Origin of the sequence: Pseudomonas sp. AL03 (assembly GCF_029960815.1) — a bacterium.
In the GTDB taxonomy this organism is placed as follows: domain Bacteria; phylum Pseudomonadota; class Gammaproteobacteria; order Pseudomonadales; family Pseudomonadaceae; genus Aquipseudomonas.
Genome location: NZ_JASBRE010000043.1, coordinates 19,776 through 33,365, shown reverse-complemented (window position 1 = coordinate 33,365; position 13,590 = coordinate 19,776). Strand labels below are relative to the sequence as shown.

General features: G+C 56.9%; 13 protein-coding genes, 1 tRNA gene and 1 pseudogene. 8 read left to right on the top strand and 7 right to left on the bottom strand.

Annotated features, from left to right (window positions below; translation table 11 throughout):
- On the top strand, nucleotides 1-557 hold a 557-nt coding region (locus QK293_RS25935), incomplete at its 5' end, for a TOBE domain-containing protein (RefSeq protein ID WP_282382784.1).
- A gap of 66 nt (nucleotides 558-623) precedes the next feature.
- The gene (locus tag QK293_RS25930) at nucleotides 624-1,397 is read left to right on the top strand and encodes an L-iditol 2-dehydrogenase (RefSeq protein WP_282382781.1); all 774 of its coding nucleotides are present in this window, start codon (nucleotides 624-626) and stop codon (nucleotides 1,395-1,397) included.
- A gap of 115 nt (nucleotides 1,398-1,512) precedes the next feature.
- On the opposite strand, the gene QK293_RS25925 is transcribed toward QK293_RS25930, so the two are convergent.
- Both QK293_RS25925 and QK293_RS25920 read right to left on the bottom strand, forming a co-directional pair.
- A complete protein-coding gene (locus tag QK293_RS25925; protein WP_282382779.1) occupies nucleotides 1,513-1,689 on the bottom strand; it encodes a hypothetical protein in 177 nt (58 codons plus the stop codon).
- A gap of 219 nt (nucleotides 1,690-1,908) precedes the next feature.
- Entirely contained in the window at nucleotides 1,909-3,588 is a 1,680-nt protein-coding gene (locus tag QK293_RS25920; protein ID WP_282382776.1) for a thiamine pyrophosphate-binding protein, read from the bottom strand.
- Nucleotides 3,589-3,942: 354 nt separating this feature from the next.
- Here QK293_RS25920 and QK293_RS25915 point away from each other — a divergent pair, with 354 nt between their 5' ends.
- The 4 genes and pseudogenes from QK293_RS25915 to QK293_RS25900 all read left to right on the top strand — a co-directional run bounded on the left by QK293_RS25915 (nucleotide 3,943) and on the right by QK293_RS25900 (nucleotide 7,384).
- Nucleotides 3,943-4,869 carry a GGDEF domain-containing protein gene (locus QK293_RS25915; protein WP_282382773.1) on the top strand — a complete coding sequence of 309 codons (927 nt, stop codon included), beginning with the start codon at nucleotides 3,943-3,945 and terminating at the stop codon, nucleotides 4,867-4,869.
- Nucleotides 4,870-4,907: 38 nt separating this feature from the next.
- A complete protein-coding gene (locus tag QK293_RS25910; protein ID WP_282382792.1) occupies nucleotides 4,908-5,498 on the top strand; it encodes an EAL domain-containing protein in 591 nt (196 codons plus the stop codon).
- A gap of 31 nt (nucleotides 5,499-5,529) precedes the next feature.
- Nucleotides 5,530-6,165, top strand: a pseudogene (gene map / locus QK293_RS25905) (type I methionyl aminopeptidase); the annotation flags it as partial.
- Between the two features lie 205 nt (nucleotides 6,166-6,370).
- Complete coding sequence (locus QK293_RS25900) at nucleotides 6,371-7,384, top strand: GlxA family transcriptional regulator (RefSeq protein ID WP_282382770.1); 1,014 nt, start codon at nucleotides 6,371-6,373, stop codon at nucleotides 7,382-7,384.
- A 211-nt stretch (nucleotides 7,385-7,595) separates the two neighbouring features.
- Here QK293_RS25900 and QK293_RS25895 read toward each other — a convergent pair whose 3' ends face one another.
- Together QK293_RS25895 and QK293_RS25890 are read right to left on the bottom strand one after the other, a co-directional pair.
- The gene (locus QK293_RS25895) at nucleotides 7,596-7,976 is read right to left on the bottom strand and encodes a hypothetical protein (protein ID WP_282382768.1); all 381 of its coding nucleotides are present in this window, start codon (nucleotides 7,974-7,976) and stop codon (nucleotides 7,596-7,598) included.
- 155 nt (nucleotides 7,977-8,131) lie between these two features.
- Nucleotides 8,132-8,219 (bottom strand) — tRNA-Ser (locus tag QK293_RS25890).
- Nucleotides 8,220-8,342: 123 nt separating this feature from the next.
- Between QK293_RS25890 and QK293_RS25885 the strand changes: the two genes are divergently transcribed.
- On the top strand, nucleotides 8,343-9,014 hold the full coding sequence (locus QK293_RS25885; protein ID WP_282382766.1) for a Bax inhibitor-1/YccA family protein: 672 nt from the start codon (nucleotides 8,343-8,345) through the stop codon (nucleotides 9,012-9,014).
- Nucleotides 9,015-9,079: 65 nt separating this feature from the next.
- On the opposite strand, the gene QK293_RS25880 is transcribed toward QK293_RS25885, so the two are convergent.
- Nucleotides 9,080-9,517, bottom strand: coding sequence for an Lrp/AsnC family transcriptional regulator (locus tag QK293_RS25880; protein ID WP_282382763.1), 438 nt, complete (start codon nucleotides 9,515-9,517; stop codon nucleotides 9,080-9,082).
- 135 nt (nucleotides 9,518-9,652) lie between these two features.
- Here QK293_RS25880 and QK293_RS25875 point away from each other — a divergent pair, with 135 nt between their 5' ends.
- Nucleotides 9,653-10,546 carry a DMT family transporter gene (locus tag QK293_RS25875; protein ID WP_282382761.1) on the top strand — a complete coding sequence of 298 codons (894 nt, stop codon included), beginning with the start codon at nucleotides 9,653-9,655 and terminating at the stop codon, nucleotides 10,544-10,546.
- Nucleotides 10,547-10,553: 7 nt separating this feature from the next.
- On the opposite strand, the gene QK293_RS25870 is transcribed toward QK293_RS25875, so the two are convergent.
- Nucleotides 10,554-11,573: an FUSC family protein gene (locus tag QK293_RS25870; protein ID WP_282382790.1), complete on the bottom strand. Its 1,020-nt coding sequence runs from the start codon at nucleotides 11,571-11,573 to the stop codon at nucleotides 10,554-10,556.
- 68 nt (nucleotides 11,574-11,641) lie between these two features.
- Nucleotides 11,642-13,267: an NADP-dependent glyceraldehyde-3-phosphate dehydrogenase gene (locus QK293_RS25865; protein WP_282382759.1), complete on the bottom strand. Its 1,626-nt coding sequence runs from the start codon at nucleotides 13,265-13,267 to the stop codon at nucleotides 11,642-11,644.
- Nucleotides 13,268-13,590 lie beyond the last annotated feature (323 nt).

Sequence of the window (13,590 nt, the reverse complement as noted above, 5' to 3'; positions counted from 1 at the left end):
AAGAACTGCAAGCGACGATGATCTACGTGACCCACGACCAGGTCGAAGCCATGACGCTCGCCACCAAAGTGGTGGTGCTCAACGGCGGTCGAATAGAGCAGATTGGTTCACCGCTCGACCTCTATCACCAGCCTGCCAATCTGTTCGTGGCAGGCTTTTTGGGCACCCCGAAAATGGGCTTCCTCAAGGCCACAGTGGTTGCCAACAGTTATCAGGGCGTAGAGGTCGAGCTGACCTCCGGTCGACGTCTGCTTATCCCTCGTGATGGAAGCACGTTGAGTAAGGGTAACGAAGTCACCGTGGGAATACGTCCCGAACACCTCAGCCTGGATGATCAAGGGCAACTGCCCATCACCACAGACGTCACCGAACGCCTGGGCAGCGACACCTTCTGCCACGTCGTCGCCAAGTCCGGTGAAGCTCTCACCGTACGAGTCAACGGCGATTGCAATGTCGCATATGGAGAGCAGAGGTGGGTCGCGCTGGACGTTGCGCATTGCCATTTGTTCGACGAGCACGGGAAGGCTGTCGCCCCGTTGGTGCGTCTCGCCGCCTGATCTTCAAGCCTCTCCACTGCCCTCGGTAGGGCGTACCCGACATTCAAGAAAACGGATGAACAATCAATGAAACGACTAGAAGGTAAAAGCGCGCTTGTCACCGGATCCGCCCGAGGCATTGGCCGTTCTTTTGCTCAGGCCTACGTGAATGAAGGCGCAAGGGTAGCCATCGCTGACATCAACCTTGAATGCGCCCGGGCCACGGCTGAAGAGCTCGGGTCAAACGCCTACGCTGTCGAGATGGACGTTACTGACCAAGTGTCTATCGAGGACGCGATGGCTGCCGTCATCGCACAGACAGGCAAGTTGGATATCTTGATCAACAACGCTGCGCTCTTCGATCTTGCCCCCATTGTCGACATCACCCGCGACAGCTTCGAGCGTTTGTTTTCGATCAATGTCGCCGGAACACTGTTCACCCTTCAGGCCGCTGCTCGTCAGATGATCCGGCAGGGGCATGGCGGCAAGATCATCAATATGGCCAGCCAGGCAGGCAGGCGAGGGGAAGCGCTCGTGGGTGTGTATTGCGCGACGAAAGCGGCTGTGATCAGCCTTACTCAATCAGCAGGTCTGGACCTGATCAAGCATGGGATCAATGTGAATGCCATCGCGCCAGGCGTGGTTGACGGCGAGCACTGGGATGGCGTTGATGCGATGTTCGCTCAATATGAAAATCGGCCATTGGGCGAAAAGAAAAGGCTCGTGGGTCAAGAGGTGCCTTTTGGGCGGATGGGGACCGCTGATGATCTGACGGGAATGGCGATATTCCTCGCGTCGTCCGAAAGCGACTATGTGGTGGCTCAGACCTACAATGTCGACGGTGGAAACTGGATGAGTTGACCTCAAAGTATCACAGGCAATTGCAACGGTTAATCGTCCCCATCAGTACGAAAAAGCGGCCAACTCGACCCTGGTCTATGGCCGCTTTCGACGCCAGCCAGCGTCAAGCATCTGGCTAATTGCCGTCCGCCACCTTGCGTTCTATCTCAGCTATTTTTCGACTGAGCGCCTCAGCGTCCTGCTCCTTGGTTGGGGTTGAAGAGGGCGTAATGGTTTCATCCACACCTTTGGCGTCAGGGTCCCTGTCCTCAAGATCTCCTTCGACGTCGTTAACACTGTCATCGTTGTTCATATCGCTTACCTCCATTGACCTGAACATTGGATTCAACGCTATGGCTGGAGTTCGAGATTTTTTTGTCGGCGTGCCCAGTGACCGTCGACGATCTGTAAACCTTGAGCAACGAAATGTACCGGCGGTCAGACCGCACGAATTTATCCCTGATGGCGATACACCGTCCGAGGAGTAGTCGCTCCTTTGTCTGTAGAGAGGAAAGAAAGAAGAAATGGCCGCTTACTTTTTGCTGGATTGCTCTCTGATCTGAGTCAGGCTAAGTCGAGGTGTTAATGCTTCAGGGTCGACTCTGACCTCAATCAAAGATGGCCGGGACATTTCAAGGCAGCGTTCAAACGCAGGCGCAAATTCCGACGTCGTTGTGACCACCTCGCCATGCAGTCCATAGGCTTGGGCAAGTGCTGCGAAATCCGGGTTGTGCAAATCAGTTCCTGACACGCGTCCAGGGTAATTGCGTTCCTGGTGCATTCTGATTGTCCCGTACATTCCGTTGTTGACCACAACGAAAATCACGTTGGCCCCATATTGTGCTGCAGTCGCGATCTCCTGACCGTTCATCAAGAAGCAGCCATCCCCGGAAAACGAAACCACCACTCGATCCGGGCAAGTCAGTTTGGCGGCCACAGCAGCAGGAACGCCGTAGCCCATCGAGCCGTTGGTAGGTCCTAACTGGGTGCGGTAATGGCGGAACTGATAGAAACGTTGAAGCCAGACGGCATAGTTTCCGGCACCATTGGTCAGGATCGCATCATCCGGAAGTCTGCGATTCAACCATTCAATGATGTCGGCCATTTGGACTGGGCCAGGGGAGGTTGTACGTTCCAGGTTCTGTTGGTAGTTGTTGTTCAGCGTTTGCGTCCACTCGCTGTTTCTTTGGGTGGTTGCAGCCGGGAGTCGTGCTGCTAATTTCGCAAAGCTCGACATGCTGCTGTTTATAGCCAACGCCGGTTGGTAGACCCGCCCCAGTTCCTCAATGCCTTGGTGAATGTGAATCAAGGTTTGCTTGGTAACGGGAATATCCAAAGTGGCGTATCCCCCCGTCGAAACCTCTCCCATTCGGGAGCCTACGACCAGGAGCAGATCGGCGTCTTTCACAGCTGACGACAGCTGCGCTGACGCCGCGAATCCAAGATCGCCGGCATAGTTAGGGTGTCGATTGTCGAACAGGTCCTGGCAGCGAAAGGAGGCTGCCACCGGGATATTTTGCTGTTCAGCAAAAAGCCGAATGTCGTGCACTGACTCGTTATCCCAGCCGCTGCCACCCAGCACCATCAATGGACGCTCCGATTGCTCAAGCAGTTGCTGCATGGCGGCTATTTGCTCGGCTGCCGGCGTCATCAAGACACGTTTGAAAGCCCCGGCATCACTGACTTCCGCCATTTCGGTCAGCATGTCTTCTGGCAGAGCGACCACGACTGGCCCTGGCCTGCCATTGACCGCTCGGTGGAACGCCTGGCTGATCAGTTCGGGGATTCTGCTGGTGTCGTCTATTTGTACGACCCATTTCGCCAAGGGGCCAAACATCTGGCGAAAATCAATTTCCTGAAAGGCTTCGCGATACTGCTGATCGCGAGCTACCTGACCAATAAACAGAATCATCGGCGATGAATCCTGGAACGCTGTGTGAACGCCAACAGAGGCATTTGTTGCCCCCGGGCCACGTGTGACGAAACAGATGCCTGGCTCTCCCGTCAGCTTGCCATAGGCTTCTGCCATATAAGCCGCCCCACCTTCTTGGCGGCATACGATCAGATCGATTTCTTCTTGCACGTCATGCAATGCGTCGAGAACCGCGAGGTAGCTTTCTCCCGGAACACAAAAAGCCCTTTTGACGCCATGGATGCGTAAGGCATCCACCAGTATCTGACCTCCGCTACGACGAGAAATGGCTTTATTCATTGTTATCTCCTGAGTCGAATAGTGCGGTGTGAAGAGGCGAATTTGGTTTGCCGTTCAGGGCTCGAATCTTGAGCATCATCGAGTAGGGGTACAAACGATGATTGCTCAGCACTTCATTCCCTCAGCTATTGAAGTCGCTTGAGCACGCGTTAGAGGTGTGGCTCGTCGTTGGCCTATCATTTTCGACTATGCTCAATTTTTAGCGGGCATTGCCAATAAGAATGGAAGCAGCCACGTTTACATGAGGTAGCGCATGAGCAATTTACCGCCAGCGAATCCGGAGCATCCTGAAGCCTTTGTACAGCAGACCGCAGTACCCAAGCTTATGCGCTGGAGCAACACAATTCCCAGTAAGTGGGCGCGCAATCTGCCGACCACCTCCTTGTCGAGGATGTTCGCACCTCCCTGACGCCTTACCTGGAAAGCGTCAATAAGTTGTTCAAGGCCGTTGACCGTGGGAATGATGCCGAAGTGCGCCGTATCGACAATGACGAGGGCGACCCACGGTTCGAAAAGATTGAAAAAGTCGTCCTGCTAGCAGCGGCCCATCACCACGAGGAGTCTATCGTGGTGCTGGAGAGGCTGCGCGCACGGGAGTCCTTCAACGTCAGTACCACTCCCGTCGTTTTTATCGCCGGGCTGCTTCTCGCCGGCCTGTTCGCCCAAGTAATGCGGCGCACGCGCTTCGAACTCGACAGTCAACGCAAGAGCGCCTTGCACGCTTCGCTGCATGACAAGCTCACCGGGCTGGCCAAACGGACGCTCCTGGCTGACCGTTTCGAGCAGGCACTGCGCCTGGGGCGCCGCCAGGGGTCAACCACGGGCCTGTTGCTGATCGACCTTGACCGGTTCAAGGAAGTCAACGACACCCTGGGGAACCACTACGGGGATCGCCTGCTCGACCAGGTCGGCAAGCGGCTGATCAGTGAGGTACGGGAAATCGACACGGTCGCCCGGTTGGGAGGTGATGAGTTTGCGATTCTGCTTCCCTCCGTCGAAGGCCTGCAGGGGGCTTTGAAAGCAGCGCAAGGGCTGCACGCCGCGATTACCGCATCGTTCGAAATCGATGGGGTCGCACTGGATGTCGAGGCCAGCTTTGGGGTAGTGGTTTCGGGTCTGCACGGTGACGATCCTGCGACGCTCATGCAGCGCGCCGACATCGCCATGTATGCAGCCAAGAAACAGAGCAAGGGCATACTCGCCTATAATCCGGGAGCGGATCGGCGCTCTCCGGAACGCCTGGCAATGCTCGGCGAACTGCGGCGAGGTCTGGCCTCGTGAATCCGGGTGAGTTCATTCCGTTTGCCTAACTCACCGGGATCCTCGGCTCCCTGAATCATTACGTGCTGAACCTCGCGCTGTCTCAAGTGCGGGCCTGGGCCGACGCCGGGATATGCGTACCGGTTGCCGTGAACATTTCTGCAGGCAACCTGCAGGACGACAAGTTGGTGTTTCAGATTGTCGATCTGCTTGAACAGCACAAATTGACCCCAAATATGCTGGTATTCGAAGTGACCGAGTCCGCCATCATGCTCGATTCCGATGCTGCTCGTACCCTCCTGAGGCAGTTACATACGCTGGGCATCCATATCGCCATCGATGATTTCGGCGTCGGCTATACGAGTCTGGCTCAGTTGAAGGATTTGCCGATCAGTGAACTCAAGATCGACAAATCCTTTGTACTGGCCATGCAAAGCGATCAAGCCAACGAGCTAATCGTATGGAGCGTTGTCGATCTTGGTCACAAGCTTGGCATGGAGGTCATCGCCGAAGGCGTAGAAACATCCGAAGTGCTCGATGCGCTGGGTGGTTACCACTGCGACATGGCCCAGGGTTTTCACGTCTGCCGACCGGTAAACGCCGAAGCGTTCATGCAGTGGTATAAAGAGCGTAAGCGCACCGTTTGCTGATTCGTGCCGAACTGGCGGGCGGCCTCGATTCAACGTGCAAAAAGCCATACCAGGCAATGTCGGCTATCCCGGCTTCCCGAAAACCGTGTGTACATCGGTCAACCAGGTGGTCTGCCATGGCATCCCTTCGGCCAACGCACTAAAGGATGGCGATATCGTGAATATCGACATTGGCGTTATCAAGGAGGGTTGGTACGGCGACACCAGCCGCATGTACTTCGTCGGTGAGCCCGGCCCGGATGCTCGACGCCTGGCGTAGGCGACCTATGAAGCGATGTGTGCCGGTATTCGCGTCGTCCGCCCCGGCGCTACGCTGGGCGACATTGGCCATGCCATTCAGACCGTGGCCGAAAGAGACGGATTCAGCGTCGTGCGCGAATACTGCGGTCACGGAATCGGCAAGGTTTATCACGATGAGCCGCAGGTCCTTCATTGCGGCTACCCAGGCCAGGGTCTGACACTGAAAACCGGCATGATCTTCACCATTGAGCCCATGCTGAACGCTGGCAAACGCCATGTGAAAACGCTGGACGATGGCTGGACCGTGGTCACCAAGGATCACTCGCTCTCGGCTCAATGGGAGCATATGATCGCTGTCACTGATGACGCCTTCGAGGTTCTGACCCGTTGGCCCGATAGTGTCGATGGGTATCCCGCTATCGTTTAGGCGCGTCGTCCATCACACTCGAGTGGGCCAGGATTACTGGCCACAACACCACTTTGTCGATGATAAAGACCCACTTCGTCACGGCTTTCAGCTTGCCTGATCAATCGCATAATGGCGCTAGTGGTTTTGAAACTTTTGCGGTTAGCATGCGCGTTATCAACGCACCCAACGACAGGGTCGTTAACGTAACCGAGTGGATCGAACATTGATCGAGCGACGCCAATTTAGCGGAGGCATGAAGGGGAAAAATCTCCGCTATCTGAATGAGAGCCCCAACGAGAAGACTCAAATGATCCGGGCAGGATTTCTGTTGCTCGAGCATTTCTCGCTGCCCGCATTCACGCAAGCACTGGATACGATTGTCACCGCGAATCTACTGCGACCCCTGTTGTTCTCTTCCCGAACATTTGGCTTGACCGATGGGGAAGTCGTCAGTGACCTGGGCCTGGTCATTCGGCCAGATGCCCGCATCGATTGTTCAGCGATCCAAGACCTGGATTTGCTGGTCATTTGTGGCGGCTACCGAACAGAACTGAAGGCGAGTGATGATTTCATCAGCCTGTTGAGAGCGGCGGCAGACCAGGGTGTCAGTCTGGCCGGGTTGTGGAATGGCGCATGGTTCCTGGGAAGGGCAGGCTTGCTTGACGGATATCGTTGCGCGATTCACCCCGAACATCGCCCCGCACTCGCGGAAATCTCCAAGGCGACGCATGTCACCAGTGAGCCCTACGTCATTGATCGAGACCGGCTCACGGCTTCCAGTCCCTCGGGGGCGTTCCACATGGCGTTGGACTGGATCAAAGGGCTGCACGACAAAGCACTTGTCGAGGGTATCGAGGACATCCTGGCTTTCGAGGAGTCTCGTTATCGGCGCATAAAACCGACTGAAAATGTCTGCGTGAGCGCGCCATTACGCGAGGTGGTGAAACTGATGGATGCCAACCTCGAAGAGCCTCTGGAGTTGGAGCAGTTGGCCGTTTACGCAGGCCGTTCGCGTCGACAACTCGAGCGTTTGTTCAAGGAGCAACTGGGCACAACGCCGCAACGGTATTACATGGAATTGCGGATTACCGAAGCGCGTCGGCTGCTCCAGCACACAGAGCTGTCCCAGGTGGACGTGTTGGTTGCCTGTGGCTTTGTATCGCCCAGCCACTTTAGCAAGTGCTATAGCTCGTACTTCGGATACAGACCTTCCAAGGAAACGCGACTCGTCAAATAAGGGCGGCGGCACACGGTCAACGTGGCGCGGAGAGTGCGAGCCGCGGAATGGGGGGGCAATTTACAGTCCGGTTCAAAACCCTATGTAGCCGAAGTAAACGAGTGCCATGCTAGCGGCGATACCAAACGCTCCAAACGCCTTTACCGTTGAATTGTGTGGAGGCGGGGATTCGGTCAATCGCTGCAAGCGGGGAGCCGAAAGCGCAGCGTGTTTATAGCTTTTCACCATTCTGGATCGCCGCCTGTTGTTTCAGATCTACAGCCTGATACTTCCAGAGCGCTGACCTAGTAAAGTCCAGGTCGACGACGGGAATAATCCCTGTAGCAGAAGCAGCGACCGAAACCAAAAGATTGCCTGCGACGCAGATTGTTGAAATTTTCAAGGTTGGATTTCCCTTGTTAGATTTTTTTTGATTAACGCGCGGAGCGTTTCCCCTACTTTGGGCACCATTAACAACATAGGGATTTGGTGTGGATGCCAGAGCGTCCAGAAGATGAATATCCTGAGTTACGCCTTTTGCAATGCCCATCACTGTGGGGGCGGGCGATGTGACCACTGCTCCGGCTACTGCCGCCGTGATGACCACCTCCATTGCCGGATCCTTCGTCGCGGTTGCCCACTAACCACCGCAAAAGATGCCAGCCACGTATAACAACGGAAAACCAAGGGTCAAGGTATGGCTGGTGGGTTTTTACAGAAGCCAGAAACGACAAAGCCCTGAATTATCAGGGCTTTGTCGTATAAAGATGGCGGAGGCGATGGGATTCGAACTCATGGACCTGTTACAGTCGACGGTTTTCAAGACCGTTGCCTTAAACCACTCGGCCACACCTCCGTTTGCGTTGCGGGCGCCATAATACCTGAATGAAACACACTGTCAAACTCTCTGCGTAGCTTGTTACAGAGCGTCTGTTATGATCTTTGCGACTGAACGTTTCAAACCAACAGGAGTGTCGCCATGCGCGAACAGGATTACGCAGTTAATAACAGCGTGCAGGTTGAGCAGCTAGAGGTTAGCCGCGTCCTGCGCAACACTTACGGCTTACTCGCTCTCACCCTCGCATTCAGCGGCGTGATGGCGTTTGTCGCTCAGCAGATGCGTGTCGGCTACCCGAATATTTTTGTGGTGCTGATCGGTTTCTACGGCCTTTTCTTCCTCACCAACAAACTCCGTGATTCTGCCTGGGGCCTCGTGTCGGCATTTGCCCTGACCGGTTTCATGGGTTTCCTGCTCGGCCCGATCCTCAACCGTTACCTGGGTATGCAGGGCGGCGCCGAGGTGGTCAGTTCGGCATTCGCAATGACTGCGCTGGTGTTCGGTGGTCTGTCGGCCTATGTGCTGATCTCCCGCAAGGACATGAGTTTCCTCAGTGGTTTCATCACTGCGGGTTTCTTCGTGTTGCTGGGCGCGGTAGTTGCCAGCTTCTTCTTCCAGATCAGCGGTCTGCAACTGGCGATCAGCGCAGGTTTCGTGCTGTTCTCCTCGGTCTGCATTCTGTTCCAGACCAGCGCCATCATTCACGGCGGCGAGCGCAACTACATCATGGCGACCATCAGCCTGTATGTATCGATTTACAACCTGTTCATCAGCTTGTTGCAGCTGTTCGGTATCATGAGCCGCGATGACTAATCGTCTGCCTTGAGGAAAAAACCCGCTTCGGCGGGTTTTTTCTTGTCTGCAATTTGAGTAAAGGCTCACGCCATCGGTGGCAACCGGCGTTTGACCGGGGTTTTCTTGACGATCGCCGTGTTGGTTTCGGCGTGGGTGTTGAGGCGGTCGAGCAGGGTGTCCAGTTGCTCCATCGAACGCACATGCAGACGGGCGATGAAACAGTCGTCGCCAGTAACCTTGTCGCACTCGGTGAATTCAGGGATGGCCTGGATCTGCCGCTCCACTTCCTGCAACTGGCCCGGCAGCGGCCGAATGCGGATGATCGCCTGAAGTTGATAACCGAAGCATTTTGGGTCGATCTCGACGGTATAGCCTTTAAGCACACCACGCTCTTCGAGGCGGCGCAGGCGCTCGGCGACGCTGGGCGAGGACAGGCCGCTGATTTGCGCCAGGGCCTTGAGCGAGCGGCGTGAGTCTTCCATCAAGGCCGTGATCAGCACTTGGTCGATATCGTCGGTCATGGCGAAACCCCTGTTAGGCAATTGATTCAAACCACCTTGATAAAAAAGGCAGATGCCGAGTTTAGCCTGCTTTTTGCGCTGGAGAACCCCCCCGGCGGATTGGCATACTTTGGGCTCAAACACAGGAGTCTTATGATGGACAAAACAGTACGTCACGGGTCATTCGAAATGACCGCCGCCATGTTGATTTCCGGGACCATCGGCTGGTTCGTGCTGGTGTCCGGGCAACCGGTGCTGGACGTGGTGTTCTGGCGCTGCGTGTTCGGCGCCGGCACGTTGTTGCTGATCTGCGCGGCATTCGGCTTCCTGCGCCCGGGCATTTTGACTCGCACCACGTTCTTGCTCGCCGTGCTCAGCGGCGTGGCGATTGTCGGCAACTGGGTGCTGTTGTTTGCTTCTTACTCCCGTGCCTCGATTGCCATCGGCACGGCGGTATACAACGTTCAACCGTTCATGCTGGTGGGGTTGGCCGCGTTGTTCCTCAACGAGAAAATCACCCTACAGAAACTGTTCTGGCTAGGCATCTCGTTTCTCGGGATGCTGGCGATTGTCAGCGCTCATGGCGGGCAGGGCGAGAGCGGCAATGATTACCTGATGGGCATCGCTCTGGCGCTGGGGGCGGCATTCCTTTACGCGATTGCCGCGTTGATCATCAAACGCCTGACCGGCACACCGCCGCATCTGATCGCGTTGATTCAGGTGCTCACCGGCGTGCTGTTATTGGCGCCATTCGCGCACTTTTCGGCAGTGCCGCAAGCGCCGAGCGCGTGGGCGAGTCTGGTAACCCTGGGCATCGTCCACACCGGCGTGATGTACGTGCTGCTCTACGGCGCGATTCAAAAACTACCGACGGCGCTGACCGGTGCGCTGTCATTCATCTACCCGATTGCGGCGATTTTCGTCGACTGGTTCGCTTTCGGCCATCGCCTGGAGCCGCTGCAATGGATCGGTGTCGCCGCGATTCTGTTGGCCGCTGCCGGCATGCAACAAGGCTGGAGCCTAAAGTTTCGTCGAGCGGCAACGCAATAAACCGGCGTCAGATGTTCCATCGCGGCGCAGTCTTGGCCAGTCGCTGGCGCATCTCGCCGATGTTGCTGGCCAACTGTCGGACCAATAACCGGTAACCATCCAGAGGACTGTAAACCGGTGCGGCCAGTCTTGAATCCGATGGCAGTTCGACAGGCCGATTAATCCGCTGGGACGCACCGGATTTCAGCGCCCGGGCCATACCGATCAGTTGCACCCGGATCAACCGATGTTCGGCTTTCAAAGCCGATTGCAAATGGGCCATGGCGTCCGCGTCACTGGCATCCGGTCGGATGTTGCCGAGGATTTCCAGGGTGCTGACACACATTCGCAAGTGGCGCTGAATGGCATCGAGTTCAGTCATGGAGATCCGCACTTCCTTGGACACCGACGGCATCAATGAGCGCAGTTGCACCATCACCGTGTTGAGGCGGCCCACGAGCTTATGGTGTTCGTCATCGGTGACCGACTGGCCATTGATGATGCGCCCGTAGATCGTTGCACAGTCGCGTAATGCATCGGCCAGGTTATAGCGCCAGGAATAAACTGCGTAGAGCGGCAGGGCGAACGAAAATGCCAGGGCCAGGGCGATGCCGATCAGGATGTCCACACCACGCCACAACCCGTCGGTGATTGGATTGTCGCCATGCCCCGCGACGATAAACACGGTAATCGCCGAGAGCAACGCGGTGTAACCGCCCTTGCCAATGGCGTGGTATGAGAAGACCCCACAGACCACCGCCATCGCGAAATAGGTCAGCCACGGCATTCCGAGCCAGGCCTGTTGCGCCACCAGCAGCAAGCCGACGCCGGCTCCGATCAAGGTGCCGATGGCGCGCTCGGCGGCTTTTTTGCCGATGTTGCCGTGATGCTGCAAACCGCCAATCACCACCAGCATCGTCACCGACGCCCACTCACCGTGGGGCAGGTGGATGCCGGTGGTCAGCAGGATTGTTGCCAGCAACCCCAGCGACACGCGCACCGCGTGGATCACTCTGGCGTGGCGATAGCGCCGATACGGGTCCAGCAATGGACGCAGCAGTCGGCGCAATAGCGGTGGCAGTCGATTGGCTCTGAATGTGCTCAGGCTCGGTCTCCTCAGAAGATGTAATCGGTGGTCAGGAAACTCGAACTGCGTCCGCTGATGATCTCGCTGATGAGTTCTTTGTTGGTTTCCTGGAACTTGGTCGCCACCAGTGTGCGGATCGAAAACACCCGCAGCGCATCATGCACCGACAGCGTGCCTTCGGCGGAGTTCTTGCGGCCGTTGAACGGGAAGGTATCCGGGCCGCGCTGGCACTGGGCGTTGAGGTTGATCCGCCCGACCTGGTTGGCGAAGGTGTCCACCAGTCGGCCGACCGCCACCGGGTTGGTGCCGAAGATACTCAGCTGCTGGCCGAAGTCCGATTCCAGGACGTAATCGATCACCGTGTCCAGATGCCGGTAAGGCACGATCGGGACGACCGGGCCGAACTGTTCTTCCTGATAGATGCGCATCTGCGGCGTCACCGGGTACAGCACGGCGGGGTAGAAGAACGAAGCGCGGGCTTCACCGCCGTTGGGGTTGACCACGGTGGCGCCTTTGCCGACGGCATCCGCGACCAGCGAGTGCAGGTAATCGACCTTGCTCGCTTCCGGCAAGGGTGTCAGCGCCACGCCGCTGTCCCACGGCATGCCGGGTTTGAGACTGGCGAGTTTGGCGTTGAATTTCTCGATGAAAGCGTCGACTACGTCTTCATGGACGAAGAGGATTTTCAGCGCGGTGCAGCGCTGACCATTGAACGACAGTGAGCCGGTGAGCGCTTCGCTGACCGCGTTGTCCAGATCCACCTCCGGCAGCACGATGCCGGGGTTTTTCGCGTCCAGGCCCAACGCCGCGCGCAAGCGGTGCGGTTTTGGATGGAGTTTTTTCAGGTCGCTGGCGGCCTTGTTGGTGCCAATGAATGCAAAGATATCAATCTTGCCGCTGGCCATCAGCGCGCTGACGGTCTCGCGGCCACTGCCGTAGATCACATTGATCACCCCGGCCGGGAAGCTGTCGCGAAATGCTTCCAGCAGCGGACGAATCAACAGCACGCCCAGCTTGGCCGGTTTGAACACCACGGTATTGCCCATGATCAGCGCCGGGATCAGCGTGGTGAAGGTTTCGTTCAGCGGGTAGTTGTAAGGTCCCATGCACAACGCCACACCCAGCGGCACGCGGCGGATCTGGCCGAGGGTGTCCTGTTCCAGTTCGAAGCGGCTGGAGCGGCGGTCGAGCTCCTTGAGCGCGTTGATGGTGTCGACGATGTAGTCGCAGGTGCGGTCGAACTCTTTTTCCGAGTCCTTGAGGTTCTTGCCGATTTCCCACATCAGCAGCTTGACCACGGCTTCGCGCTGTTCACGCATGCGCCCCAGGAAGGCTTCGACGTGCTGGATGCGCTCGGCCACGCGCATCGTCGGCCATAAACCCTGGCCTCGGTCATAGGCGCGGACGGCGGCGTCGAGGGCGGTCAATGCAGTGTCGGCATCGAGCAGTGGCGTGCTGCCAAGAATCACTTGTTCATCGCCATTTTCACCGGTCAGGTACACCGGGCTGCGGACTTGGGCGAGGGGCCCGGACCAGGTTTTCAGCTCGCCGTCGACCAGGTATTCACGCTGTTCGGTCTGGCCGTCGAGGCGGTATTTTTCCGGTATGTCGGTGGAGTCGGGAAACAGGTTGCCAAGGATGTGTGCTGTGGTCATGTCGCTACCCCGTGTGTGGTGTAAGCCATGCGCTAGCGGCGTGCAGTTCGCAATTCACTTGAAAGGTTATACGCCTTAATGACTCGATTTTTTAACTGCAATCAACCGCAAATGGGCAGAGCAGAGGGGTGATGGTCTGGATCTCGTGTCCCCAAGCGTAGATGCCCTGCAGGGTTGTGAACGGATCATTCACGCGGGCGACACCAGCAACCCCGACATTCTCGATTAACTGAAGTGGCCTCCACTGCTGAATCATCAGCTCCATCGTCACGGTAGAAAATCAGGTCGGAACCAGCAGGGTGCTCGCTCACGTTTCAACATGG

Bases quoted from the DNA above. Each gene is read 5' to 3' on its own strand.
- QK293_RS25885 (WP_282382766.1), top strand. From the start codon at position 8,343: ATGCGCGAACAGGATTACGCAGTTAATAACAGCGTGCAGGTTGAGCAG.
- QK293_RS25880 (WP_282382763.1), bottom strand. From the start codon at position 9,517: ATGACCGACGATATCGACCAAGTGCTGATCACGGCCTTGATGGAAGAC.
- QK293_RS25895 (WP_282382768.1), bottom strand. From the start codon at position 7,976: ATGGAGGTGGTCATCACGGCGGCAGTAGCCGGAGCAGTGGTCACATCG.
- QK293_RS25920 (WP_282382776.1), bottom strand. From the start codon at position 3,588: ATGAATAAAGCCATTTCTCGTCGTAGCGGAGGTCAGATACTGGTGGAT.
- QK293_RS25875 (WP_282382761.1), top strand. From the start codon at position 9,653: ATGGACAAAACAGTACGTCACGGGTCATTCGAAATGACCGCCGCCATG.
- QK293_RS25925 (WP_282382779.1), bottom strand. From the start codon at position 1,689: ATGAACAACGATGACAGTGTTAACGACGTCGAAGGAGATCTTGAGGAC.
- QK293_RS25930 (WP_282382781.1), top strand. From the start codon at position 624: ATGAAACGACTAGAAGGTAAAAGCGCGCTTGTCACCGGATCCGCCCGA.
- QK293_RS25865 (WP_282382759.1), bottom strand. From the start codon at position 13,267: ATGACCACAGCACACATCCTTGGCAACCTGTTTCCCGACTCCACCGAC.